Consider the following 26289-nt stretch of genomic DNA (forward strand, 5'->3'; position numbering starts at 1 on the left):
ATTGCAACTGACCCACCGCTATCGCGAGCAAGCTCGCTCCCACAGGGGACATGTGTGTTTCTTGGACCTGAGGTGTCGACATGAACACCCTCCCATACGCCTGGGCCAAGGCCCAGCGCCTGGTGTTGCGCCAGTCCGACGAGGGCGCGGTGCTGATGGTGTGCCCGTCCACGCCGGGCTGGTCCATCAGTGAAGTGCGCCGTCAATTCGGCGAAGTGCGGCTGGAGCGGGTGCGCGACGAGGAGCTCGATGGGCTGCTCAACAGTGCCTACGCCGACACCGGCAGTGCCGCCGCAGTCGTGGGCGCGGCGGAAAACGAAGTCGACCTCGACCGCCTGATGCAGGACATCCCCGAGATCACCGACCTGCTGGACACCCAGGACGGCGCGCCGGTGATCCGCATGATCAACGCCTTGCTGACCCAGGCCGCCCGGGACGAGGCCAGCGACATTCACATCGAGCCCTACGAAAGCCATTCGGTGGTGCGCTACCGGGTCGACGGGACCCTGCGCGACGTGGTTTCGCCACGCAAGGCCCTGCACGGCGCGCTGGTGTCGCGGATCAAGATCATGGCCCAACTCGACATCGCCGAAAAACGCCTGCCCCAGGACGGGCGCATCGCCTTGCGCGTGGCCGGTCGGCCCATCGATATCCGCGTCTCGACGGTGCCCACCGGCCATGGCGAACGGGTGGTGATGCGGTTGCTGGACAAGCAAGCCGGACGCCTGCAACTGGAAACGTTGGGGATGGACCCGGACGTGCTGGGCAAGCTCGATCACCTGATCCGTCAGCCCCACGGCATCGTGTTGGTCACCGGCCCCACCGGCAGCGGCAAGACCACCAGCCTCTACGCCGCCCTGGCCCGGCTGGACGCCAGCGTGCATAACATCCTCACGGTGGAAGACCCGGTGGAATACGACTTGCCGGGCATCAGCCAGATCCAGGTCAACGCCAAGATCGACATGACCTTCGCCCTGGCCTTGCGGGCGATTCTGCGTCAGGACCCGGACATCATCATGATCGGTGAAATCCGCGACCTGGAGACCGCACAAATCGCCGTGCAGGCGTCCCTTACCGGTCACTTGGTGTTGGCCACGCTGCACACCAACGACGCGGTGTCGGCCATCAACCGTCTGATCGACATGGGCGTCGAGCCGTTCCTGCTGGCCTCGTCGATGCTCGGCGTGCTCGCCCAGCGTCTGGTGCGCAGGCTGTGCCCGCATTGCAAGCAACCTGATCCGGCCACGCCCGGCACCTGGCGCCCGGTGGGTTGCCCGACCTGCAACCAGACCGGCTACAGCGGCCGCACCGGTATCCATGAACTGTTCTGCATCGACGATGACATCCGCACGCTCATTCACCAAGGGGCAGGGGAGCAGGCACTGCGCGTCGCCGCCCGTCAGGCGGGGATGTTCAGCATGCGCGAGGATGGCGAGCGTTGGGTGCGCAGTGGCACCACGGCCCCTGAAGAAATCCTGCGCGTGACACGGGACGCCTGATGAATCGCTACCGTTTTGAAGCGGCCGACGCCACCGGCAAGATCGAGATCGGACACCTGGAAGCCGACAGCCAGGGTGCCGCCTTCAACCTGCTGCGCAGTCGCGGGCTGACGGCATTGCAGGTGCAGCTCGAGCGCAACACCACACCGACCAACGGCGGTGGCTTGTTCAGCGCCAAGCTCTCGGACAACGACCTGGCCTGGGCAACCCGGCAACTGGCGAGCCTGCTGGGCGCCAGCCTGCCGTTGGAAGCCGCGTTGAGCGCCACGGTGGAACAGGCCGAGCGCAAGCACATCGCCCAGACCTTGAGCGCAGTGCGCGCCGATGTGCGCAGCGGCATGCGCCTGGCCGAAGCCCTGGCGGCGCGGCCCCGGGATTTTCCGGAAATCTATCGGGCGCTGATTGCCGCCGGCGAAGAGTCCGGCGACCTGGCTCAGGTGATGGAGCGGTTGGCGGACTACATCGAAGAGCGTAACAACCTGCGGGGCAAGATCCTCACGGCGTTCATCTACCCCGGGGTGGTGGGGCTGGTGTCGGTCGCCATCGTGATCTTCCTGCTCAGCTACGTGGTACCGCAGGTGGTCAGCGCGTTCTCCCAGGCCCGGCAAGACCTGCCCGGGCTGACCGTGGCGATGCTCACCGCCAGTGACTTCATCCGCGCCTGGGGCTGGTTGTGTTTTGGCGTGCTGGCTGGTGGGTTCTGGGGTTGGCGGATGTATTTGCGCAACCCGGCGGCGCGCTTGAACTGGCATGCGCGGGTGCTGCGCCTGCCGCTGATCGGACGTTTCGTTCTGGGCCTCAACACCGCGCGCTTTGCCTCGACCCTGGCGATCCTCGGCGGCGCCGGGGTGCCGTTGCTGCGGGCCCTTGAGGCGGCGCGCCAGACGCTGTCCAACGACCGCCTGAGCCTGAGCGTCAGCGAGGCCACGGCCAAAGTCCGGGAAGGGGTCAACCTGGCAGCGGCGTTGCGTGTGGAGAAAGTCTTCCCGCCGGTGCTGATCCACCTGATCGCCAGTGGCGAGAAAACCGGCTGCCTGCCGCCGATGCTCGAACGCGCCGCGCAAACCCTGTCCCGCGACATCGAACGCCGCGCCATGGGCATGACCGCGCTGCTGGAGCCGTTGATGATCGTGGTCATGGGCGGCGTGGTACTGGTGATCGTCATGGCCGTGCTGCTGCCGATCATCGAGATCAATCAGTTGGTCCAGTAAACCGAGCATTTTTCTGGTTACCACCACTCTTGCGGCAAGCACGGCCCCTGTGGCGAGGGAGCTTGCTCCCGCTGGGCTGCGCAGCAGCCCCAAAACCTGACACCCCAGTACATCGGGCAGATCGCAATCAACCTGTTTGGGGTCGCTTCGCAACCCAGCGGGAGCAAGCTCCCTCGCCACAAAAGCTGCGAATATTTTTGCACTGCCACAACACCTCCCGAGCCCCGTCCGCGCCAAACTCGGGTTCCTCGTTCTGTCATGTTTGCGCGCCGCACGACCGCCTGCCGTCGGCTTCCCTGACAACCCTTGTCGTATCCCCGCAAAACCAGCCCGGACCCTCAACCCAGAGCGCTCGAACACCCGAGGAAAAAACTCGAAAAACAGCCCTCAGCTCCCGAGGTTTTTTCCTTTATCTGTCACCGGAAGCTGCGAATTTCTAACCCATGGCCTCACCTCATCGCCATCGGCACAGGACCGAGCGCCATGACGGCAAGCATGCGTCACCCAACCTACGTACGAACACGATGAAAGGAGATTCTTCATGTTTAAGCGCAACGTTCTCGCGGTATCCCTGACCCTCGCCGGCCTCTGCGCCGCTCAGGCCGCCATGGCTGATGTCAATGGCGGTGGTGCTACCTTGCCTCAGCCGCTGTACCAGACTTCCGGTGTACTGACTGCCGGTTTCGCCCCCTACATCGGCGTAGGCAGCGGTGCTGGCAAGGCCGCTTTCCTGAACAACGATTACACCCGTTTCGTACCTGGTGACACCAGCAAGAACGTGCACTGGGCGGGCAGCGATTCGAAGCTCACTCCGGCTGAATTGACCAGCTACTCCACCAACCACGCCGCCTGGGGTCCATTGATCCAAGTGCCTTCGGTCGCCACTTCGGTTGCCATTCCTTTCAACAAGACCGGCACTGCCAACGTTAACCTGAGCGTCAACGAGTTGTGTGGCGTGTTCTCCGGCCGCCTGACCGACTGGAGCCAGATCACCGGTTCGGGCCGTACCGGCACGATCACCGTGGTTTACCGTGCAGAAAGCAGCGGCACCACCGAGCTTTTCACCCGCTTCCTGAAGGCGAAGTGCGCTGAAACCGGCACCTTCGAGATCACCACCAACTTCGCTTCCAGCTACAGCGGCGGCCTGCCAGCTGGCGCCGTTTCCGCCACTGGTAGCCAGGCTGTGATGAACGCGTTGAACGCTGCCCAAGGTCGCATCACTTATATGAGCCCGGATTACGCCGCTACCACCCTGGCCGGTCTGGACGACGCCACCAAGGTTGCTCGTGTTGGCGGTGTATCCCCAGCTCCAGCCAACGTATCGGCCGCTATCGCTCTTGTTCCGGTACCTACTGCCGCCAACCGCGCCAACCCGAACGCCTGGGTGCCGGTGTTCGCCGCTACCACCAACCCTAACGATCCAAGTGTCGTGGCTTACCCAACCAGCGGCTATCCGATCCTGGGCTTCACCAACGTGATCTTCAGCCAGTGCTACGCCAACGCCGCCCAAAGCACTCAGGTGCGTGATTTCTTCACCCGCCACTACGGTGCAGTCGCTGCCAACAACAACGATGCCGCCATCACTGCCAACCGCTTCGTGCCGCTGCCAACGACCTGGAAAAACGCCATTCGTGGCAGCTTCCTGACCAGTACCAGCGCTCAAAGCATCGGCAACACCAACGTTTGCAATGGCATCGGTCGTCCGCTGTAACGCCACGCCTGAGCAACACGAAGTATCAATCAGCAACGACGTAAGTCGTTGCTGATTTTTTGCGTATCAACCGTACAACACAGCCACATGAAATTTTCATGACATCCGTTCGGTCCCGAGCGGTTGTAACCGCCTATCCCCTATAACCAACGCTGGCAGCTTGATAGCACTGCGTTGTGCCCCTTAGAGCAAACCGAAAGGATGAGTAGGATGCTGCGCTGCAAACCTCAGACGAAACTGAACGCCCCACGTCGCGATGGCGAGTTGTCGATGTTGCGGCTCAAGCCGCTGGCCCAGGCCATTGCCCTGCTGATGGTGGCCGGCAATGCCCAGGCGGCGACGGCGTTCAGTTCGGCCTGGTTTGCCGCCAAGGGCGCGTCCCAGGCCGGTAGCGCGGGGCGGCCCACGACGGCGCAGCCCGGCATGCCGCCGCCCCTGGCGCAACAGCAACGGGCCAATGCGCAGTTGCAGCGTTCGCTGACCAACCTCAATAACACTGTGGCCGCTATCGCGGCCCAGCAGGCGGCCCAGGCTGCAGGCAGGCAAGCTGCGCTCGGTCAGGTTCAGGTGGTGCCCGACGGTTTGGGCGAGGGCGGGCTCAAGGTCGATAACAGCCTGACCCAGGGTTGGCTCAATGCCAAGGGACCGCAGCAGACCCAAGCCGGCGGCAAGACCACGGTGAAGATCGAACAGACTGCCGACAAGGCGATTCTCAACTGGGAAACCTTCAACGTCGGGCGCAATACCACGGTGGATTTCCAGCAGCAGTCGGACTGGGCCGTGCTCAACCGGGTCAACGACCCTCAAGCGCGACCAAGCCAGATCCAGGGCCAGATCAAGGGCAATGGCACGGTGATGCTGGTCAACCGCAACGGCATCATTTTCAGCGGCAGCAGCCAGGTCAACGTGCGCAACCTGGCGGCGGTGGCGGCCAACATCAGCGATGAGCAATTCGACAAGCGCGGCTTGTACGTCGATGCCACCGGCAGCCAGCCAACCTTCACCGACGCAGCCGGCAAGGTCCAAGTGCAACAGGGCGCGCTGATCGAAACCCACCGTGCCGCCACCTCCACGGCCGGGGGCGGTTATGCCTTGCTGCTGGGCACCGAAGTCGAGAACGCCGGCTCCATCATCACCGCCAAGGGCCAGACCACCCTGGCGGCGGGCGACAGTTTCTACATCCGCCGGGGCCAAGGCACCAGCGGCAACCTGCGTTCCACCACCCGTGGCAACGAGGTCGCGACGTCTCTCAAGCCCGGCAGCAGCGCTGGCACGGTGATCAACAGCGGCCTGATCCAGGCCAGCACCGGCGACATCACCCTCACCGGACACCGGGTCGAGCAGAACGGCGTGGCCGTCGCCACCAGTTCAGTGGACACCCGCGGCACCGTGCACCTGCTCAACGCCTTCAACGACCGCACCGGCAGTGTGACCCTGGGGCAGGGCAGCGCCACCGCAGTGCTGCTCGACGCTGCGGGCGGCAGCGCCCTGGACAGCCAGCGCAACGCCGGGCCCGTCGGCCTGGATGGCACGCCGAACAACCTGATCACCGGCCAGTTCAACAACCTCAGCAGTGTGGTCGACCGCAGCGACCAGTCGCGGGTCGAGATCGTCAGTGGCGGCAGCGTCGACTTCCAGAACGGCTCCATTACCCTGGCCACCGGCGGCCAGGTCGCGGTAAGCGCCTCCGGTCGCAGCCTGGTGCGCGATGGTGCGGTGATCGATGTGTCCGGCGCCATCGGCGTCAAGGTGGCGATGGAGTCCAACTCCATCAAGGTCAACGTGCAGGGCAACGAACAGCGCGACGCACCGGTCAACCGCGAGGGCGGCAAGCTGACCAACAACGATGTCTGGGTCGATGTGCGTGACTTGATCTATGTGCCGGCGGGCACCAACGGCTACGCCACTGACCGTTGGTACACGGCGGGTGGGCTGTTGGAAGTCGGCGGCTACCTGGGCACCCGGGGCCACAGCATGGGTGAATGGGCCGCCCAGGGTGGCACGCTGACGTTCACCGGCAACGACGTGGTGACTCAGCAGACGGCGCAACTGAACCTGTCTGGCGGCACCCTGGATGTGCAGAGCGGCTACTTGCGCCAGTCCTGGCTCAAGGGCGCCGATGGGCGTTTGTATGAATTGTCCAAGGCGCCGGGGGATATCCTCTACACCGGTATCTACAAGGGCTACGAAGACCACAGCCAACGCTGGGGCCAGACCGATTATTACTACAACCCGCTGATCGCCCCGCGCGAGCGCTTCGAAGCCGGCTACACCGTCGGCCGTGATGCCGGCAAGCTGGTAGTGTCGACCCGCAACGCCGTGCTGGAAGGCCAGATCGTTGGCGAGGTCTACCAGGGCGAACGCCAGACCCAGGCACCCAATCTCAATCTCGACGGCTACCAGCAATCGCAAAACGCCGTGGCCCGACGGGCGCAATTGTGGGTGGGCAGCTACACGCCGATCTATGACAAGACCAGCGGTGTGATCAACAGCGCCTTGAACCCCACGCTTGATCAGGTCACCGTCGGCAAGGTGACCGAGAAAATTGCTGCGGGGCTGGACCTGACCTCGGTGGTCGACACCGATCGGCAAGGCAAACTGGTTCTGGATAACGATCTGCTCAACGGCTTCCAGCTCGGTGCGGTCAAGGTGGCGGCGACAGAAGGCATCAAAGTCGATGGCACGCTAAAAGTGGCCGATGGCGGCGACATCACGCTTTATGCACCGCAGGTCGAAGTGAGCGCCGACCTGACGGCCCGCAGCGGTCGCATTGCCTTGGGTAACGTGCTTAAACAGATCAGAACCGATAATTTCCAGATGGGCGATGTTGTGCTTTCGCCCGCCACAGGTCAGCGTGCTGTGGTCACGTTGGGCGAGGGCGTGACGTTGAACACCGCTGGCCGGTGGAGCAATCTGCTGCTCGACGGCAACGACCGCCAAGGTCTGCCATTTATCAACGGCGGCACAGTGTCCGTGCGCAGCGACAACATAGATGTGCGCCAGGGCAGCCTGATCGACGTCAGCTCCGGTGCCGCGGTCATGGCCGATGGCAAGACCCGCGGTGGTAAGGGCGGGGACCTGACCCTGACGGCGATTACCAGTACGTCGTCAGACAGCGGCGACTTGAGCCTGGGTGGTGAACTGCGCGGCACCGGCGTGAGCGGTGGCGGGACCTTGAAGCTGGCGGCCAATAAAGTGCTGATCGGCAACAGCGGCTCGGCGCTTGAACCGGGCACCCTGCAACTGGGTGGCGATTTCTTCGACAAGGGTTTCTCGGCCTATGACATCACTGGCAACGAAGGCCTGACCGTGGCCGACGGGACCCGGGTCGATGTGACGATGCCGGTGTACCGCTTTGGCGAGCAGGCGTTGAGCACCGGCAGCGATGCAGAGCCGGCCGAGGCTTTGCAGCGCTGGACGCCGCAGCTGTACCAGGAAGATGCGATCAAAGGCGTCCTGACCCAGCGTCGCGGCGCAAGCCTGAGCCTCACTGCCGGTACCGCGAACTCCAGCGCCGCCGACATGGCGAGCACGGTGTTGAACCTGGGCAAGGGCAGCGTGATCAGCGTCGATCCGGGGCAGGGCATCGACGTGCGCAGCATCGGACAACTGACTGCCAACGGCACCTTTAATGCGTGGGGCGGGCGGGTCAGCCTCACCGAGTTGAGCGTCACGGGTGCGGACGGCGAAGGGGTCAATGCCCAGGGCCACGGTCGTTCCATTTGGCTCGGCGAACAGGCGCTGATCGACGTCTCCAGTCGCGCCGTGACTGCCCAGGATATGCGCGGCCAGACCTACGGCCTGGTGCGCGACGGCGGCCAGATTGTCATCGGCGGCCAGATCGATGCCGCGAAAGGTTCTGCTTCCGCATCCGAACTGTTTGTGGTGGTGCGCGACGGTGCGCGTCTGCAAGCGGATGGCAGCCAGGCCGTACTGGACATTCCCGGCCAGGGACGTACGTCGGTGGCGAGTAATGGAGGCAGTATTTCCCTGGCATCGGCCAATGGTTTGTACCTGGACGGCGACTTCAGCGCTCGTTCGGGTGGCACAGGGGCGGCAGGCGGCAGTTTGTCAGTAGCCCTGGAAACGCCCTATTACCGCAACGATGCGGTCAGTGATCGGGTCTTGCAAGTGCGTGAGCTGGTGCTGGGGCAAAACGCCCAGGCGACCCTGCTGGGCGACACGGCCGAGACCTCGGCGGATTCACTGGTCTACGGTCGCGGTCGCTTAGGCGTGGACCAGGTCCAGTCGGGCGGCTTCGACAGCCTTGCCTTGTTGAGCAATGGCCTGTTGAGCGTCGATGGCGACGTGTCACTGTCTCTGGGCCAAAGCCTGAGCCTGTATGCCCGCAGCTTTGGGCCGAGCGCAAACGCGCCAGCCAATACCCGGGTCCAACTCAATGCCTCCCATGTGCTGCTGTCCGGGCCGGCGGCCGCTCGACCGAATATGGACGGGTATACTCGGCCAGCGGTCGAGGGCGGCGGTGTGTCGCTGTTGGCAAACAAGGCAGTGTTTTCCGTTAACGCAGACCTGCTGGATGTACAGGGCAGTGTGATATTCAGCGGCAAAGGCACGCTGAGGCAGGCAGACGGCAGTACCGTCGAGCTGGAGCGCGCCGGTTTCGACCGGGCTCAATTAAACAGTCGGGGTGATATTCGATTCCTGGCCGGATTCTCTGGCGCCTATATGCCCGAAGGCTTCACTACCCAATTGCTGACCCCTTCGGACATGATCCTGCAAGCGGCGCAGTTGTATCCCGCGACCGGTGTAGGTGCACGGATATTGGCAGGCTATGGCTGGGGTACTGAACCCGGAAGCGGCATGATTCTCTATGACCAGGCGCGTAGCCTGGTCATCGGACGCACCACCCAGGTTGCACCTCAACTGCCTTATTCGGTATTCGGGCGCTTGCAACTGGGGAGCGCGAAGATCGAGCAAGGTGGTGTTGTCCGTGCACCTTTGGGATTGCTTGAAATCGGTACAAACGACAGCTTGGCGGGTGTATCGACCCGAGTGGACTTGCTGCCGGGCAGCTTGACGTCGGTCAGTGGCCAGGGTCTGGTCCTGCCTTATGGCGGCACTGTCGATGGCCAGAGTTATCAGTACGCAGGCAAGAAGGTTGTTTTTCTGGGGCAAGGCGCGGTGCCTTCCACCACCGGCGACCTGAACATCGGTGTGATTCTGGGCGGCAAGTCGGTGGCGGCCCAGGAAGGCTCGGTCCTGGACCTCTCGGGTGGCGGTGAGTTGCTCGGCGCCGGTTTTATCTCTGGCCGTGGCGGCTCCACCGATGCGCGTTTCAATCCGTTGGTCCAGATTGGCGCCAACGGCGGTTTCACCCTGCCGGGACTGTCCTCCAACCCGGTCTACGCCATCGTGCCAGGCAACCAGAGTGCTTATGCGCCAGTCGCCCCGGAAGGCGGCGCGGTGGATCCGCGGGTGGGCCAGCAGATCACCATAGGTACCGGTGTTCCCGGGTTGGCGGCGGGTACCTATACCTTGATGCCTTCCACTTATGCGTTGCTACCGGGGGCGTTCCGGGTAGAGGTCAACGGCTTGGCGGGGCCAGGCTCCACAACGGGCACGCAGCAGATGCGCAACGGCTCCTGGAGCACCGCCGGGGTGTTGTCGATCGCCAATACCGGGCAGCGTAACAGTTTGTCCAGCCAGGTCATCCTGACGTCGGGAGAGGTGCTGCGTCGTTACTCGCAATACAACGAAACCAGCTACGCACAATTCGCCATGGCCGACGCAGCGCGCCTGGGCGTGCCTCGGGCGATGTTGCCGATAGACGCCAAGACCCTGAAGTTGAGTCTGTCCGCCGGGGCCGGAGACCAGGCGTTCTCCTTCAAGGGGATCGGTAAGTTCGCGCCCCAGAAAGGGGGCTACGGCGGTACCGTCGCAGTGGTTGGGAGCACCGGCAGCGCACTGGAGGTGGTTGCTGATGGGCGAGGGGCCACGGCCGGCTTCGAGGGCGTGACCCTCAATGCCGAAAGCCTCAATGCGCTGAACGCTTCGCGTCAGGTGATCGGCGGGCTATTTTCGATTAGTTATGGCCAGAGCGGAAACTATGTCATCCCCCAGTTTGATATGTCGCGCAATGTGATTTTGCGGGAAGGGGCGACGCTGGCGGCGCCGGAGGTTTTCCTGCTTGCCAGTGGCGGTGAGGTGTTGGTGGAACAAGGCGCCGCCATCAATACCATTGGTCGTGGAGCGGCTGCTTACGATGCCCGTGATGGCTTTATTTATAGCTTGCTTAAAGACTTCAACATGCTGGCAGCCTCTAATGGCTTGCTCAATGTGTTGGCACCTCCATCGGGTAGCAGCGGCTCTATCAACATAGGCGGCTGCAGCTTGACGCCGTGCAGTGGCGTCACGCGGATTCACTCCGAAGGCAGTATTGTTGCCGCCACCGGCGGTGGCCTGGAGTTGAACGACCAGGTGCGCTACGGCACCCGTCACCTGACCCTGGCCCTGAGCAACATCAACGTCGGCACCGCCCAGGCCCTGAGCGATGCGGCGACGCGCCAAGTCTTGCCAGCGGGTCTGACCCTGAGCCAGACCGTTCTTGATCGCCTGTTGCGCGGCGATACTGAATACGGCGCCCCAGCCCTGGAAACCCTCGAGCTGTCGGCCCGTGAAGCGCTGAATTTCTACGGCACCGTCAGCCTCGACACCTATGACCCGGCCACCGGCAAGTCGCGCCTGAATAACCTGATGCTCAGCACCCCGGCCATTTATGGCGCCGGCAGCGCCAGTGACGTGGCGACCATCCGCACCGCCAATCTGATCTGGAACGGTGGCGTCGATGCACCGGGTTCGGTGATTACCGGCGGGGCTGGCACCGGCGCCGGTCGCCTGGACATCCAGGCCCAGCGTATCGAGTTCGGTTACGGTGCGTTCACCCAACCCAGCTCTATCACCACTCTGGATCGCCTGGCACTGGGGTTCGCCAACGTCAACCTCAGCGCCAGCGAACGTGTGACCGCCAATCACAAGGGCAGCCTGGCGGTGTATCAGAGCCAGGGCGCCTATGACGCGAAAACGGGCTATGCCTCCAGCGGCGGCAACCTGAATATCCTCACGCCGTTGCTCACCGGTGAAGCGGGATCGGTCAACCGCATCACAGCCGGCGGCGCGGTCAATGTAACTGGCACGACCGCCAAGCCGAGCGCTGTCTCCGGGCTTGGGGGCGAGCTGTCCCTCAAGGGAGCGAGCCTCAACCTCGCCAGCGCAGTGGTGTTGCCCAGCGGCAAGCTCACCCTCAGCGCGACGGATGACCTGACCCTGACGGATGCGGCGCAAATCGACCTGGCTGGGCGCGCAGTCACCTTTAACGATGTGACGCGTTACAGTGCCGGTGGCGAGGTGATCCTGCAAAGCCGCAACGGCAATATCCGCCAAGCGGATGGCTCAAGCATCGACCTCTCGGCCCGTAACAATCAGGCTGGCCGGCTCAGTGCCGTGGCCTTGGACGAGGCCGCCGGGATCGTTGATTTGCAGGGGCGGATTCTCGGCAACAGCACGGGCGAATATGACGCCGGCGGCACCGCCATGCCGTACCTGGCCGGCGGCGTGGAAATCCAGGCGCAGCGCCTGGGCGACAGCGGTAACCTCAGCGAGCAGTTTGTGGCCTTGAACCAACGGTTGAACGACGGGCAGGTGTTCGGCTCCCGTGGCTTCCAGCTCAAACAGGGCGACCTGGTGATCGGCAACGAACTCAAGGCCTCGACCATCAGCGTGTCGGTCGACAACGGAAACCTGTTGGTCAATGGCAAGGTAGACGCCAGCGGCGAACGGGTCGGCAGCATCCGGCTCGCCGCCGGGCGCTCCCTGACCCTGGGCAGCAGCGCGGTGCTCGATGCCCATGGCAATCGCCTGCGTGTGGACAGCTACGGCAAGATCATCGACTCACCGAACCGCGCCATGGTCGATCTGACCTCCCGGGGCGGCGTGCTGACATTAGCCGACGGCGCGCGCATCGATCTGCGCCATGGCACCGCGGCGCCTGCGGGGCAGCATGATGGTCGCGCTCGCGGCACCCTGGAACTCAACGCCCGCCGCATCGGACCGGATGCCACCCACGGTGACATCGCCATCGACGCCAGCGGGAACCTGGATATCCAGGGCGCTCGCTCGATTGCCGTCAACGGTATGTGGCAGTACAGCGATGCCGACTATGGCAGCGATCCGGCGGCAAGTGGCCGTCCTTATCAGGTCATCGACCAGGACTACCTGAAAGACATACATGACGACAGCACCAAGTTCATCAAAGCCGCGCTGGACAACGGCGACCTGATGCAACGCAAGCTCGCCGGCCTGAACAACACGCGTTATGCCGATGCGTTCCACCTGCGGCCCGGTGTCGAGATTGTCAGCGCCACGGCCGACGGCGACCTGGTAGTGCAGGGAGACCTGGACCTGTCCCGTTATCGCTACGCCAGTGTGAACCCTCACACGCAGAAAACCGACATATACGGTTCCGGCGAGGCCGGTGCGCTGACCCTGCGCGCCGGTGGCGACTTGAGCATCTACGGCAGCATCAACGACGGTTTCGCGCCACCGCCGCCCACGCAGGATGACAAAGGCTGGGTGCTGCTGCCCGGCATCGATTTCACCGGTGGCGACATCGTCGTTCCCGGTGCCGGCGTGACGCTGGCCGACGGTACGGCGTTCCCGGCGGGAACCACACTCAACTACGACTTGCCGATCAAAGATGTGACCCTGGCTGCCGGCACCCGGTTGCCAGTGGCGGCGATCCTGGAACAACCCTTGGAACTGCCGGCCGGCACGGTATTGGCGGCAGCGGTGCACGACGCCTCCGGTAACCTGCTGTTTGCCGCAGGCACTTTGCTGAGCCGGGCCCAGACCCTCGAAGCCGGCTCGCAGTTGGGCGCCGGCAGCGTGTTGAGCGGTGCCGCCGCACTGCGCGGTTTCACCTGGCCCAAGGGCGTGGCGCTGCCCAACGTGGCAAACGCGGGCAATGCGCAGACCAATATCCTCAAGCTCGAAGGCAACCTGGTCTTGAACCGCGGTTCGCTGCTTCCGTCCGGCACCGACGTGAAGTTACCGGATGGCGTCGAATCGGTGCAGTTGCGTCCAGAGATTGCGGGCAGCGATGGCCGCATGTGGGCCATCGCTCCCATGCTCGCCGAGGGTTCTCAATCCTGGTCGTTGAGATTGGTGGCCGGGGCCGACACGACGGCTGCGGACAGCCGGATCGTCCAGCCTGAACCGGTCCATGGCGACTTGCGTTTCGCCGACAGCCACTACGGCATGTTCGGTGTGCTCGTACCCGGAAAGGGCAGCCTCATATGGACCGAGGCGGGCGTAGAGGACATGTTGAACAACGGGGTCACGGTCGAACTGGGCCAGCCTGTCGACGAAACCATCTTTCGCGATATTTTCGGTTACGAATCGGCCGAAGCTTTTTGTGCTGATTTTGGTGGCAATTGCACGCTCCAGGCTTCTTACAAATGGACCAAGTCAGCAGAGGAACAGCTGGCAAATTCAGGCTTCGAGGTCAAGGCCGGTGAGCTGATCAGCCAGGCCGCGGCGCAATTTTTCCAATTCGATTCAGTCCAGTCGTTTTGCGACGCAGTACCGGAAATTTGTACACCCGCTGACGGGGAATACAAACCGGTTGCCGGCAGTGTCCGTCCAAGTGTCCTCCGCACCGGCACCGGCGACCTGGAACTGCTGAGCGGTGGCAGCCTGCGCATGGATTCGTTGTTCGGGATCTATACCGCCGGCACCTCGTCGGCGCCGACGTTCCCGGGCGATCCCTACAACCAGCCCAAGGCCTTGGGCGGCAACGACACGGTGCTCAACGACGAGGATGGCAGCAATGAAAGGCTGGTCGATGGCGGCACTGAAAGTCTCTATCGCGCCTGGTATCCGGACGCGGGCGGTAACCTGTTGCTTAAGGTCGGCGGTGACCTCAGCGGTAATCTGACCGCGCCTGTCAACTCTAACGGGCGACCGAACCCTACCGACATGGGCCAGGATTCGGCCAATGTGGGCAATTGGCTCTGGCGCCAGGGCAATGGTGATTCAGCGAACAGCCAGCCGACCGCTTGGTGGATCAACTTCGGTAGCTATACCGCGTCGACGATGTCGGATGGCGCTGATCAAATGGCCGCTTTCACCGGATTCGGGACCTTGGGCGGCGGTGATCTGGATGTACAGGTGAAGGGTGACGCGGGTGTGTTGAACCGACTTGCCGGTAGCGACTTCAATTCAAACATCAACGCTCGTAGCCAGGGGCTGCTGCTGGCTGTGGGCAGCACCGGGCGCGTAGGCGCCGATGGCAGCCTGCAACTGACCGGTGGCGGTGATCTCAATCTGCGTGTGGGTGGCGCTTTGAATCCCGAGAGCCTGTTCGTGAACGGGCATCTCAACGGCGCGGTCATCAACCTGCGGGGGCACGCGCAGATCGATAGCGGCGCCATCGGTCGAATCGACCTTCAATATGGCAATGCTGTCTCAGCACAGTCCCCTGGAGAAACGCGGGCCTACGATTCCTTTAAGTCCACACGAGGATCTGCAACGGGTGGGCTGACCCTCATGCCGGGCGACGCTACCTTTGATGTGACAACTTTGGGCGACCTTGTCGTGATGGACGTCGCCGACCCGGGCCGGGCGCCGATGATGAGTGTGTCGCCCTTCAAAAATGGTGCGACTAACGGATCGGGTGTGAGCTGGTTCACGCTGTGGACGGCCAATACCGCGATCGACTTGTGGTCGTCGGGAGGTAACCTGACGCCTTTTACCTTCAGTACCGCAACGGATCTGGCGGTGGTCTACCCATCGATCCTGAGAGCTGTGGCGGCCAGTGGCAGCCTTTACTATGGGGAGTCCTCGGCATTGTATGGAACAGCCTACAACGGCGACAATCGTCCAGCCCTTTTGCTTGCTCCCGGCGTCAATAGTGAACTGCAATTCATGGCCGGCGACTCCATCTACGGTGGCGATATGTCGGTCAGTCGTTCCGGTGCATCGTCCGCAGCCCTGGCCACACCGTTTCGGCCGGCCTTTGCCGGTATCGTCGATGGTTTCGTCATAAAGACCAGCAATCTCTCAGCCGATGGCAACCCCGCTCGCCCTAGTGCGAACATATTGCCGATGTTTGCCTTTGACACCAGCAGCGCTTCCAGCGAATGGGCCCTTAATGTCGATCCTGCTCGCTTCTATGCGCTTGAAGGTGACTTGCTGGCAGTCGCCACTGGACGGTCGATGACATCAGTCTCTACGGGCAGATGGCCGGGGCGAATCGCATACGAAGGCGCCGGACCTGTCCGGATGATGGCCGGACGAGACATTGTCAGCAGTGGCATACCACTGGGCGGCTCGCTGAATCAGAACTTCGACGCGGGGGATTACACCACCACCGGCAACCTCTTCATCCACAACAACCCCACCGACATCTCCATCGTCTCGGCCGGGCGCGACATCCTCTACAGCACCTTCAACGTTGCCGGCCCCGGCCTGCTGGAAATCACCGCCGGGCGCAATATCCTGATGGACGACAAGGTCAGCATCACCAGCCTCGGCGCGGTGGTGCCCGGGGATGCGCGCCCCGGCGCGAGCCTGGTGCTGCAAGCCGGCGCGGGGCTCAACGGGGCGGATTACGAGCGCTTCGTCAAGGCGTACCTGGACCCGGCGAACCAGGCCCTGGCCGGTGTGCCCCTGGCGAACCAGGACGGCAAGGTCGCCAAGACCTACGAGGCGGAACTGGTGGATTGGCTGGACAAACGCTTCGGCTTCAGCGGCGACACCGAGCAGGCCCGCAGCTACTTCGCGGCGCTGCCGGCCGAGCAGCAGCGGGTGTTTGCCCGGGATGTGTACTTTGCCGAGCTCAAGGCCGCTGGTCGTGAGTACAACGAGGCGGGCGGCGTGCGTCAGGGCAGCTACCTGCGCGGGCGGGAGGCTATCGACTTGTTGTTCCCAAGCAAGGATGTGGCGGGCAACGCGATCACCTACAAGGGCGACATCACCATGTTCGGCGGGGCGGGTGTGCACACCGCTTTCGGCGGCAGCATCCAGATGCTCACCCCGGGCGGCGGGCAGACCTTCGGCATCGAGGGCAACGCGCCGCCGTCCACCGCCGGGGTCATTACCCAGGGCGTGGGCGATATCCAGTTGTACGCGCAGAACAGCATTCTGCTGGGGCAGAGTCGGATCATGACCACCTTCGGCGGCTCGATCCTCGGCTGGTCGGCCCAGGGCGATATCAACGCCGGTCGGGGTTCGAAGACCACCGTGGTGTACACGCCGCCCAAGCGCTTGTACGACACCTGGGGCAACGTGACCCTGTCGCCGTCGGTGCCGAGCACCGGCGCGGGTATCGCCACCCTCAACCCGATTGCCGAAGTGGCGGCGGGGGATATCGACCTGATCGCGCCGTTGGGCACCATCGACGCGGGCGAGGCCGGGATCCGGGTGTCGGGCAACGTGAACATCGCGGCATTGACCGTGGTGAACGCAGCCAACATCCAGACTCAGGGCAAATCCTCCGGCGTGCCGCTGGCGGCCTCGGTGAACACCGGGGCCATCACCTCGGCCAGTTCGGCGGCGTCCTCGGCGACGCAAGCGGCTGAGGATGTGGCCCGTCAGCAACAGAACGCCGCGCGGCAGAACCAGGCGTCGGTGTTTACCGTGCAGGTGGTGAGTTTTGGCTCCGAGCAACTGGCCCCGTCACGCGATGGTGCCAGCCGCGAAGCGCCTCGGGCCTATGATCCGGCCAGCCCGGTGCAGGTCCTGGGCGCGGGACCTTTGGACGAGCAGAGCCGCCAGCGGCTGACCGAGGAGGAGCGGGGGCGGTTGAGTTTGTAGGGATTGAGCTTGCGGTGAGGTTGGCTGTGCTGGCGTCATCGCGAGCAAGCTCGCTCCCACAGGGATCTAGGGGTGTTCATGAGTTTTTGCGTGCACCCCTTGCCCATTGTGGGAGCGGGCTTGCTCGCGAAAGCGGTGGACCTGCTGGCATATATGTTGGCTGTGCTGGCGTCATCGCGAGCAAGCCCGCTCCCACAGGGTCATTGGGTGACCTCAGGTTTTGGGTCCGATACAGGCCCATTGTGGGAGCGAGCTTGCTCGCGATAGCGGTGGAGAAGTGGGTTACAGCCACCGCGGCGTGGTGAAGAACGAGGCCATTTCCGAGCGGGCCAGGGCCGCGCCGAAGTAGGGGCCTTGGACATGGTCGCAGGCCACGTTGCGCAGTTGGCTGAATTGCCGGGCGTTTTCGATGCCTTCGGCGGTGACCATGAGCCCTACGCTGCGGCTCAAGCGGATCATCGCCAGGACGCCCTCCTTGTCGTCCTCCAGGCCCAGCTGCGAGAGGATGTTGCGATCGAAGCGGATGCCATCGAACGGCTGGTTCAGTACTTCGCGAAGGGAGGCGATGCTGGTGCCGAATTTGTCTATGTTGATCCGCACGCCGAGGTCCTTGAGCGCATGGAGGGTGCTGGCGACGGTCTTGTGGTCGGCCAGCAGGACGCCTTCGGCCACTTCCAGGGTCAGCCGCTGAGGCGCCAGGCCGCTTGCTTCGAGGGCTTCTTGCACCTGGTTGAGCAGGAAGCTGCTGTTGAACCACCGGGGGGAAACCGCGATGGAGACATTGACGGCGTTCGGCCAGGTCGCGGCCTCTTCACAGACGTTGATCAACATCCAGGTGCCCAGCTCCTCCAGTTGGCCAGAGGTTTCGGCCACCGGTATGAAGTCGGCCCCACCCAGTTCACCTTTCTCGGGATGGTGCCAGAAGGTCTGGGCTTCGAAACCGTGCAGTTGCTCGGCGCTCACGTCGAAGCGCGGCAAGTAGCGCAGTTCCAGTTGATCCCGTTGCATGGCGTCGCGCAGTTGCTGCTCGTATTGCCGCCGGTCGCGGGCCAGGTTGCCCATGGCTTCCACGTACACGCGCCAGGTGTTGCGGCCCGCGGCCTTGGCCGCATACAAGGCGATATCGGCGTGGCGCAACAATTCATCGGTCCGTTCGTCACCGGGCTGCGACCAGGCGACACCGATGCTCACCCCCAGGTACAGCGTATTGCCGTCCAGGTGCATGGGCCGTTGCATGCAGTCGATCAGTCGTTCACAGAGTTGATCGAGATTGTCGGCGTCGCCGGGATCGGGCATGACGATGACAAACTCATCCCCCCCCAGCCGCGCCACCAGATCGGTGCCACGCACGTTTTGCTGGAGAATATGCGCCACTTCCTTGAGCACTTTATCGCCCACGGCATGGCCCAGGGAGTCGTTGACCGGCTTGAACCGGTCCATGTCCAGGTTCAGCAACGCCAGGGGCGGGCGATCAGGTCGGCCCAGGTGTTCACGCAGGCAATCGAACAAACGGTTGCGGTTGGCCAGCCCGGTCAGCGGATCGTGCAAGGAAAGGTGCTTGATCTGGGCCAGCGCCCGCAACTCGTCGGTGATGTCGGTGGCGGTGCCGCGAAAACCCAGGGTGCCGGCCTCGATGGCCCGTACCGAGAGTTTGCAGGTGCGGATGCGCTGGTTGCGCGCGGTGTACTCGCACAGCAGCGGCGCCGATGAGAGGCTGTTGGCACCGCCGAGCAGCCATTGGGCAATCGAGATCGAGCCGCCATGGGGGTGGAGCAGCCGGTGCAGGGGTTTGCCCAGCCATTCCGTGGGGTTGAACCCGGTCACTTGTTCGAAGCGTTCCGACAGATAGGTCAGGGTCCCGGTCGAATCGACCTCCCACAACCAGTCGGAGGAGACTTCGGCAATGTCGCGGAAACGTTCTTCACTGCGTTCCAGCGCCTTGCGGTGAGCCAGCAGGCTGGCGTATTGGCTTTCCTGGGCGCGAAGCATCACCAAGGCATGGCGCAGAACGGCCAGGGCCAGGATCCCCAGCACCAGTAACGCCACGGCCAGCAACGGCAGCAGGATCTTGCGCAGGTCCTGGCCCGGGGTTTGTGGTCGCCAGGCCAGGGCCTCCAGGGTCAGGTCGTCGAGCAGCAGTTGGGCGGTATCGGCTGGGCCCGGTGTCCTGGCGATATGGGCATCGGGCAGGGCGAAGTTCTGCGCCAGGTTTTCCAGGGCGCCGGGGTCCAGGACCTTGACGAAGAGCATCAGGCTGGGCTGGCCGGGAATTTGCGCCACGCTGTTGTCTGTGCCGGTGGTGATGGCGGACACGGCGACGAACGCTGGGGCGTCTTCGTGATGCAGCATCTCGACGACCACTTCGTCGTGATTTTCCTCGGTGCTGGCTTTGCTCCACAGGGCGCGCAGGTCACCGGCCAGCCAAGTGTCGGCATCGACGTCGCTCATCTGGCCATCGATCACCGAATAGACGGTCTTGCCGGTCGGGGAAATGACAAACACCGCCTGGTAACCGTAGAGCGAATACACGCTGCTGCCGACGTTTTCCTGGTCATAGGCCCATTCCTTGTCGACCTCGACATGCAGGTGCCGGTAGGCGTCGCTCCACTTGGAATAGTCGCTCAGGTCGCGGCCGATGCCGGTGCGAATCCCCTCGATGGCCCGCTGGGCGAAAAACAGGCTCTGCTCACGGGCGCGCCGATCCTGGGCGCCGGTGATGTTGAGCAGTACGGCGATCGCCAAGGCGGACATGACAAACAGCAGGAGCATGATGGCCGGAAAAGTGCGACGGGTGAAGCTACGGGTTGGCGAGCCCGGGGAGAGGACAGTCGAGTCATTGCCAGCATTTTCAATCATAAAGATAAGTCATCAGCCAAAAAGCGATTTCACCCGCACCTGTCTTATATCGGCGGGTGGGCTGATTTACTGAGTCGTGTTAACGAAGGGGCCGACAGGCTGCGTTGTTTTCCTCCTGTGCGGGTCTTGAAACGCATGAGCTGGGCAGCGACTGGCCCCCGGTCGCGGCCTGCCACCATCGGTTGCAAGGCACGGCCAGCCATCCCCACAGCACGCAGAACATCAGCCGCGGGGACGGTTCATAGTGACGATGCAGCTCAACGGCGGCATCGCGTCAGCCTTACTCTTTATCCGTGCGATGACCCGGCAGCAGGCTGCTCAATACCTGCTTGGCGGTCTCGACCACGATGCCTCGCTCGTTCGGGTCGCCCTGGAGCAGGGTCGAGGCAAACTTCTTCGCCTGTTCCAGCTTGATGTGCGGCGGCAGCGGTGGAACGTCGGGGTCGGTGCGAAATTCGATCAGCACCGGACGATCCGCCGCCAGCGCGGTTTCCCAGGCCGTGGCCACGTCGTCCTCATGCAGCACCAGGATGCCCTTCAGGCCAATGGATTCGGCGAACAGGTGGTAGGGCACGTCGGGGATGTCCTGGGAGGCGGCGAATTTCGGATCGCCCTCCATGACCCGCTGTTCCCAGGTGACCTGGTTCAAATCCCGATTGTTGAACACCGCGCAGATCCAGCTGCCGTTGGCCCAGGTGCGCCAGTATTTGGCGACGGTGATCAGCTCGGCCATGTTGTTCATCTGCATGGCGCCGTCGCCCACCAGGGCGATCACCGGCCGCTCCGGATGACAGAACTTCGCCGCGATGGCATAAGGCACGGCCGCGCCCATCGACGCCAGGCCACCGGACAGCGAACACATCATGCCGCGACGGATCTTGATGTCCCGGGCGAACCAGTTGGCGCAGGACCCGGAATCGCAGGTGATGATGGCGCGGTCCGGCAGCCGCGGCGACAGTTCGAAGGTGACCCGTTGCGGGTTGATCGGCTTGGCGGATACCCTGGCGCGTTTTTCCAGGGTCCGGTCCCAGCGTTCGCGCCAATGTTCGATTTTCTTGCGCCAGGCGCGGTCGGGTTTTTCTTCGATCAGCGGTAGCAGGGCGCGCAAGGTGTCGACACTGTCGCCGTGCAGGTTGACTTCCATGGGGTAGCGCAGGCTGAGCATGTCCGCCTGAATGTCGATCTGCACGCCCCGGGCCTGGCCTTCAGGGGGCAGGAACTCGGCGTAGGGGAAGCCGGAGCCGATCATCAGCAACGTGTCGCAGCCGGCCATGAGGTTGTCGCTGGGCTCGGTGCCTAGCAGGCCGATGGTGCCGGTGACCCAGGGCAGGTCATCGGGCAGGGCGGCCTTGCCCAGCAGTGCCTTGGCCACGCCAGCGCCAAGTTTCTCGGCGATGGCGATCACTTCGTCGGTGGCGTGCAGCGCGCCGGCACCGACCAGGATGGCGACTTTCTTGCCGGCATTGAGGACCTCGGCGGCTTTGCGCAGGTCCTCTTCGTAGGGGACGATGCTGGGCTTGCGGTAGCCGACGCCGGAGTGAACCGTACCGTGCTTGTGGCGCGGCGCGGTGTATTCCATGTCTTGCAGGTCGTTCGGCAGGATCAGCGCCGTGACCCGGCGCTCGCCCACCGCCGTGCGTACGGCACGGTCCACCAGGTGGCGCACCTGGGCGGGCACGCTGGCTTGCTGCACGAACGCTCCGGCCACGTCCTTGAACAGGCTGACCAGGTCCAGTTCCTGCTGGTAATGCCCGCCCAGCGCGGCGCGGGCCTGTTGGCCGCAGATGGCGAGCACGGGCATGTGGTCCATCCGGGCGTCGTAGAGGCCAGTCACCAAGTGGGACGCGCCGGGCCCGGAGGTGGCGATGCAGACCCCCAGCTCGCCGGTGAACTTGGCGTGGGCGCAGGCCATGAACGCGGCCATTTCCTCGTGGCGGGCCTGGATGAAGCGGATTTTTCCCTCGGCGCGGTTCAAGGCGCCAAACACGCCGTTGATGCCATCGCCCGGATAGCCATAGATGCGGCGAACCCCCCATTCATAAAGACGTTCCACCAGAAAATCACCGACGGTCATGCTCATGTCTGTCCCTCGTTTCAGGCCGCGGGCGCTTGGCGCGACGCGCAGCGGTTGACGTTCATACAGGACTTGACCGGTGCAGGCCTTCCAAGGTTTCGATTTTTTCAACGCCAGGGACCTGAGGCCGGGCGGGCGTGTATCGCAATGTGTACCGCACCGGCCCAGATACACCTGCTTGACGAAGGCCCGGGCCGGCGACACAGGCCGGATACACACCGGCGATTAACTACGCCAGCCAGCCGACACCGAGCTTCGGTGCGGGTGACTGGCGCCTTAATCGTCAATCGTCAGAGGAATACCCCATGCTCAACTTCTCTCGCAATTCGTCCCTTGCACTCGGCCTGGCCCTGGTCGGCGGCCTGGGTCTCTCCACGGCGGCTTCGGCCTTGACCATGAACGATCTGGCCCAGGGCTACACCCTGGCGGCAGCCGATACCGTGAAGAAACCCGCCGAAGGCAAGTGCGGCGAAGACAAATTCGCCAAGACCGATAAAAACCACGATGGCCAGGTCTCGCGGGACGAGTTCATCGCCGCGGCACCGGAGCGCGCCGCTGAGTTCGACAAGATCGACGCCAACCATGACGGCGGTATCTCGTTGCCGGAAGCCAAGCAATACCTGTCGGCCCAGGCGAAGACCGCGGAAGGCAAATGTGGCGAAGGCAAGTGTGGGGCGGCTATCGAGTCCTGATTTCTAACGGGTGAGGGGCGTATGCGAATGGCCGAAATGAGAAAGGAGCCATGCGCTGTCTATGTGGCGAGGGGATTTATCCCCGCTGGGCTGCGCAGCAGCCCCAATGCAGCAGACTCAATCTTCCTGGCACACCGAGTTGGCAGGCTTCAGGGCTGCTTCGCAGCCCAGCGGGGATAAATCCCCTCGCCACAAGTTTGGTGTTCGACTGGCACCATTCGCTGCGCTTCCTCATCTCTTGCTTTCCCAGGAGATGTGTCCATGTTGAATTTACCTCAACCTTCGGCAGGCCTCGGCCTGCGCCGGGCCTTGCTCGATGAACTGCGCCAGGCACCGACCGGGGATTTCGACTTTCTCGAAGTGGCCCCGGAAAACTGGATCGGAATCGGCGGCCCTCATGGCGCCGCTCTGCATGCGCTGGCCGAACGTTATCCGTTGACGTGCCATGGCCTGTCGTTGTCTTTGGGTGGGCCGGCGCCGCTAGACCTGGCGTTTCTCGACCAGGTGCGCGCTTTCCTCGAACGTTTCAACGTGCCGTTGTACAGCGAGCACTTGAGCTACTGCGGCGATGACGGGCATTTGTATGACCTGTTGCCGCTGCCCTTTACCGAAGAAGCGGTGCATCACGTGGCGGCGCGGATCCGTCAGGCCCAGGATGTGCTGGGGCGGCGCCTGGCGGTGGAAAACGTCTCTTATTACGCCGCGCCCCAACACGACATGAGCGAGCTGGAGTTCACCCGGGCGGTGTTGGGCGAAGCCGATTGCGACCTGTTGCTGGACGTCAACAACGTCTACGTCAACTCGGTCAATCACGGTTTCGACCCCCAGGCATTCCTGGCGGGCCTCGAGCCGGGGCGGGTGGTCGCGATGCATGTGGCCGGGCATTACGACGAGTCCGACACGCTGAAAATCGACAGCCATGGCGCGCCGGTCAAGCCGGTGGTCTGGGCGCTGCTGGCCCAGGCCTACGCACGTTTCGGTGTGCAGCCGACCTTGCTCGAACGGGACTTCAATTTCCCGCCCTATGCCGCGCTGGTGGCCGAATTACAGACCATTCGCCAGTTGCAACACCCGGCCGTCACCCGGCAGGCGGTGACCCATGGCTGAGGCCCGACAAACGCTGCATCAGCAGCAACAGGCGCTGACCCGGTACCTGCGTGACCCGGAACACTGCCCGGTCCCAGCCGGCATGGACGCGGCGCGGGCGCAGGTCTACCGCGACCTGATCTTCGAAAACATGCGCTCGCTGCTCAGCGGCACCTTCCCGGTGTTGGTGGGCGTGCTGGGACAGGAGCGTTGGCGTGCCTGCGTGCGCCGTTTCTTGCGGGAGCATCGCTGTGCCACGCCGAAGTTCGGTGAAATCGCCGAGGAGTTTGTGGCCTACCTCGCCGCCCAGCCGTCGCCGGACTGGCCGCCGTTCGTGGCGGAGCTGGCGCACTACGAGTGGGTCGAGATGGCGCTGCTGCAGTCCGAGGCCGAGCCGTTGCTGGCTCATGACGAGGCCGCTTTGCTCGATCTGCCGCTGCATGTCTCCCCCCTGGCCTGGCCGCTGGCGTACCAGTGGCCGGTGCATCGCCTGGCACCGAACTACCAGCCTTCGACGCCACCGGCCCAGCCGACGCTGTTGCTGGTGCGGCGCACGCCTGGGTTTGAGGTACGTTTTTCCGAACTCAGCCCGCTGGCCTGGCGGCTTTTGCAACGCATCGAGGAAGATCCCGGGTTGGCGGGGCGAGGGCAGTTGCTGGCGTTGGCACGGGAGGCAGGGGTGGCTTCGTTCGAGTTCATGGACAGCGCCGTCGCGCTGTTGCGGCGGATGCAGGTGGAAGGGGTTGTTGGCGTGCAGCAGTAGTCTGCCCATTGAAATGCTAGCCCTTGTGAGGGGCTGCTGTGGGAGCAAAGCTTGCTCGCGATGGGGCGCCCTTGGCCTGACTGATTGACCGGGTCGTCTGTATCGCGGGCAAGCCTTGCTCCCACAGCAAGCTCGCTCCCACAGGGATTTTTGTCAGGCCTTGTTTTGGTGATACAGCCCGGTCTTCAGCAGGGCATCCACACTCAATTTTCCAGCCCCCTGCAGCAGCAACGGCAGCAACGCCACCAGGTAGATCAATGGCAGCTTGAAGTTGCCATGTCCCTTGTTGCTAATCGCATACCCCTGGGCCAGTTCGCTCAGGCTCGACCAGTCCGCCGGCCAGTGCACGGCAGCGGTCGCCACCACGGTGACGACGATCAGCACCAGCGCCGACAAGCGCGTACCCAATCCGATCAGCAGGGCGATGGCGCCGATCAGCTCGGCCCACATTGCCAGTTCCCAATTCCACAGGGCCGGTACATGGTCGAAGGGGAACGGGAAGGCGGACTGGATATCGGCGAACCAGTTCTCGCCGTTCCATTTCTCCAGTCCGGATTCGAAAAACTCCCAGGCCAGGAACAGGCGCAGGCCCAGCGGCGCGAGCCATGCCCCGATGTTATCGAGCTGGATATGCAGTGTTTTCAAGACATTTGAGTACATGACCGATCTCCCAGGGCTCAAGCGGCGTGTTGTGACCGTTGGTGACGCTGGATGGCCTGGGCTAGCTTGCCCACCAGGCGGATGGCGGTAGCGGCGCAAATCAGGCCGAAGGGCAGCACGTACCAGTCGCTCATGGGGATGCGCTTGAAGTTGGAATAGGCAAAGATCGCCGCCAGCACCCACATACCGGTGACATGCAGGCGCTTCCAGGCCTTGAAACCGATCAGGCGCGTGGTGCTTTTGAACGAGGTCAGCGCCAGCAGCAGGATGAACACGTAGCCCACGGTGCCGGGCACGTTGCCGAGGGTGGTGCGGCCGGGCCAGAACTCGGTGTTGAGCTGGCCGTAGCTGTAGATCAGCACGGCATGGACCAGGTGGGAAAAGGCAAAGGCCAGTCCGATGAAGCGCCGTTCACGCACCAGCGACCGGCTCAGGGGCGAGGGCACCAGCACCGCGAATGCCGAGGCGGTGAAGGCCAGCAGGAACAAGGCGAAGGACGAACGCGCCGTGGCGCGAATGGCACTGCGCACGCCTTCGGTCAGGTCCGGGTTGAGCACCAGGATCAACCCGGTCATCAACAGCACCAGGGCGGCGAGCAGGCTGAACAGCGACCAGCCCTGGAAACGAAGGGGGGATGCAGTTGCGGTAGGCATGTAACGGCTCCTTGGATGTCGAGACCCGGTCGGGATAGTCGCCGGGGATACAAGGGAGTCTTTCAAGCGGGTGTAAGCAGGGTGTGTCCGCGACGCAGCATTGTGCAAGTTTGTGTATGTCGATTATCCGTAGACACACTGGCATACAAACCGCATCCCAACTTGACCAAACCCCTGTGGGAGCGAGCTTGCTCGCGATGGCGTCAGGTCAGTTGAATGGATGCCGGCAGACACACCGCTATCGCGAGCAAGC

The 26289-nt window shown here is 63.5% G+C and carries 11 protein-coding genes; 7 read left to right on the plus strand and 4 right to left on the minus strand.

The window, feature by feature from the left end; genetic code table 11:
- Nucleotides 1-80: 80 nt before the first annotated feature.
- The 4 genes from gspE (at nucleotide 81) to AC3A5O_RS13825 (ending at nucleotide 17252) form a co-directional block, all read left to right on the plus strand.
- The gene (gene gspE, locus AC3A5O_RS13810) at nucleotides 81-1499 is read left to right on the plus strand and encodes a type II secretion system ATPase GspE (RefSeq protein ID WP_487753295.1); all 1419 of its coding nucleotides are present in this window, start codon (nucleotides 81-83) and stop codon (nucleotides 1497-1499) included.
- Entirely contained in the window at nucleotides 1499-2710 is a 1212-nt protein-coding gene (gene gspF / locus AC3A5O_RS13815) for a type II secretion system inner membrane protein GspF (RefSeq protein ID WP_487753296.1), read from the plus strand. Before gspE ends, gspF begins: the two co-directional genes overlap by 1 nt.
- A 541-nt stretch (nucleotides 2711-3251) precedes the next feature.
- On the plus strand, nucleotides 3252-4421 hold the full coding sequence (locus tag AC3A5O_RS13820) for a substrate-binding domain-containing protein (protein ID WP_305470732.1): 1170 nt from the start codon (nucleotides 3252-3254) through the stop codon (nucleotides 4419-4421).
- A gap of 210 nt (nucleotides 4422-4631) precedes the next feature.
- Complete coding sequence (locus AC3A5O_RS13825; protein ID WP_487753297.1) at nucleotides 4632-17252, plus strand: filamentous haemagglutinin family protein; 12621 nt, start codon at nucleotides 4632-4634, stop codon at nucleotides 17250-17252.
- 282 nt (nucleotides 17253-17534) lie between these two features.
- On the opposite strand, the gene AC3A5O_RS13830 is transcribed toward AC3A5O_RS13825, so the two are convergent.
- Both AC3A5O_RS13830 and AC3A5O_RS13835 read right to left on the minus strand, forming a co-directional pair.
- Complete coding sequence (locus AC3A5O_RS13830; protein WP_487753298.1) at nucleotides 17535-20108, minus strand: bifunctional diguanylate cyclase/phosphodiesterase; 2574 nt, start codon at nucleotides 20106-20108, stop codon at nucleotides 17535-17537.
- A 280-nt stretch (nucleotides 20109-20388) separates the two neighbouring features.
- Nucleotides 20389-22188, minus strand: coding sequence for a thiamine pyrophosphate-requiring protein (locus tag AC3A5O_RS13835; protein ID WP_487753299.1), 1800 nt, complete (start codon nucleotides 22186-22188; stop codon nucleotides 20389-20391).
- A gap of 299 nt (nucleotides 22189-22487) precedes the next feature.
- Here AC3A5O_RS13835 and AC3A5O_RS13840 point away from each other — a divergent pair, with 299 nt between their 5' ends.
- The 3 genes from AC3A5O_RS13840 to AC3A5O_RS13850 all read left to right on the plus strand — a co-directional run bounded on the left by AC3A5O_RS13840 (nucleotide 22488) and on the right by AC3A5O_RS13850 (nucleotide 24723).
- A complete protein-coding gene (locus AC3A5O_RS13840) occupies nucleotides 22488-22874 on the plus strand; it encodes an HvfA family oxazolone/thioamide-modified RiPP metallophore (RefSeq protein WP_053119671.1) in 387 nt (128 codons plus the stop codon).
- A 261-nt stretch (nucleotides 22875-23135) separates the two neighbouring features.
- A complete protein-coding gene (locus tag AC3A5O_RS13845; protein ID WP_487753300.1) occupies nucleotides 23136-23981 on the plus strand; it encodes an HvfB family MNIO-type RiPP peptide maturase in 846 nt (281 codons plus the stop codon).
- Entirely contained in the window at nucleotides 23974-24723 is a 750-nt protein-coding gene (locus AC3A5O_RS13850; RefSeq protein WP_305492248.1) for an HvfC family RiPP maturation protein, read from the plus strand. The genes AC3A5O_RS13845 and AC3A5O_RS13850 overlap by 8 nt, the downstream gene beginning before the upstream one ends.
- A gap of 153 nt (nucleotides 24724-24876) precedes the next feature.
- Here the strand turns inward: AC3A5O_RS13850 and AC3A5O_RS13855 are convergent, their stop codons facing one another.
- Together AC3A5O_RS13855 and AC3A5O_RS13860 are read right to left on the minus strand one after the other, a co-directional pair.
- Nucleotides 24877-25383: an HvfX family Cu-binding RiPP maturation protein gene (locus tag AC3A5O_RS13855; RefSeq protein ID WP_487753301.1), complete on the minus strand. Its 507-nt coding sequence runs from the start codon at nucleotides 25381-25383 to the stop codon at nucleotides 24877-24879.
- A 17-nt stretch (nucleotides 25384-25400) separates the two neighbouring features.
- Nucleotides 25401-26036, minus strand: coding sequence for a ferric reductase-like transmembrane domain-containing protein (locus AC3A5O_RS13860; RefSeq protein ID WP_305470746.1), 636 nt, complete (start codon nucleotides 26034-26036; stop codon nucleotides 25401-25403).
- Nucleotides 26037-26289 lie beyond the last annotated feature (253 nt).

It is taken from the genome of Pseudomonas sp. Soil_N_39, from assembly GCF_057655955.1.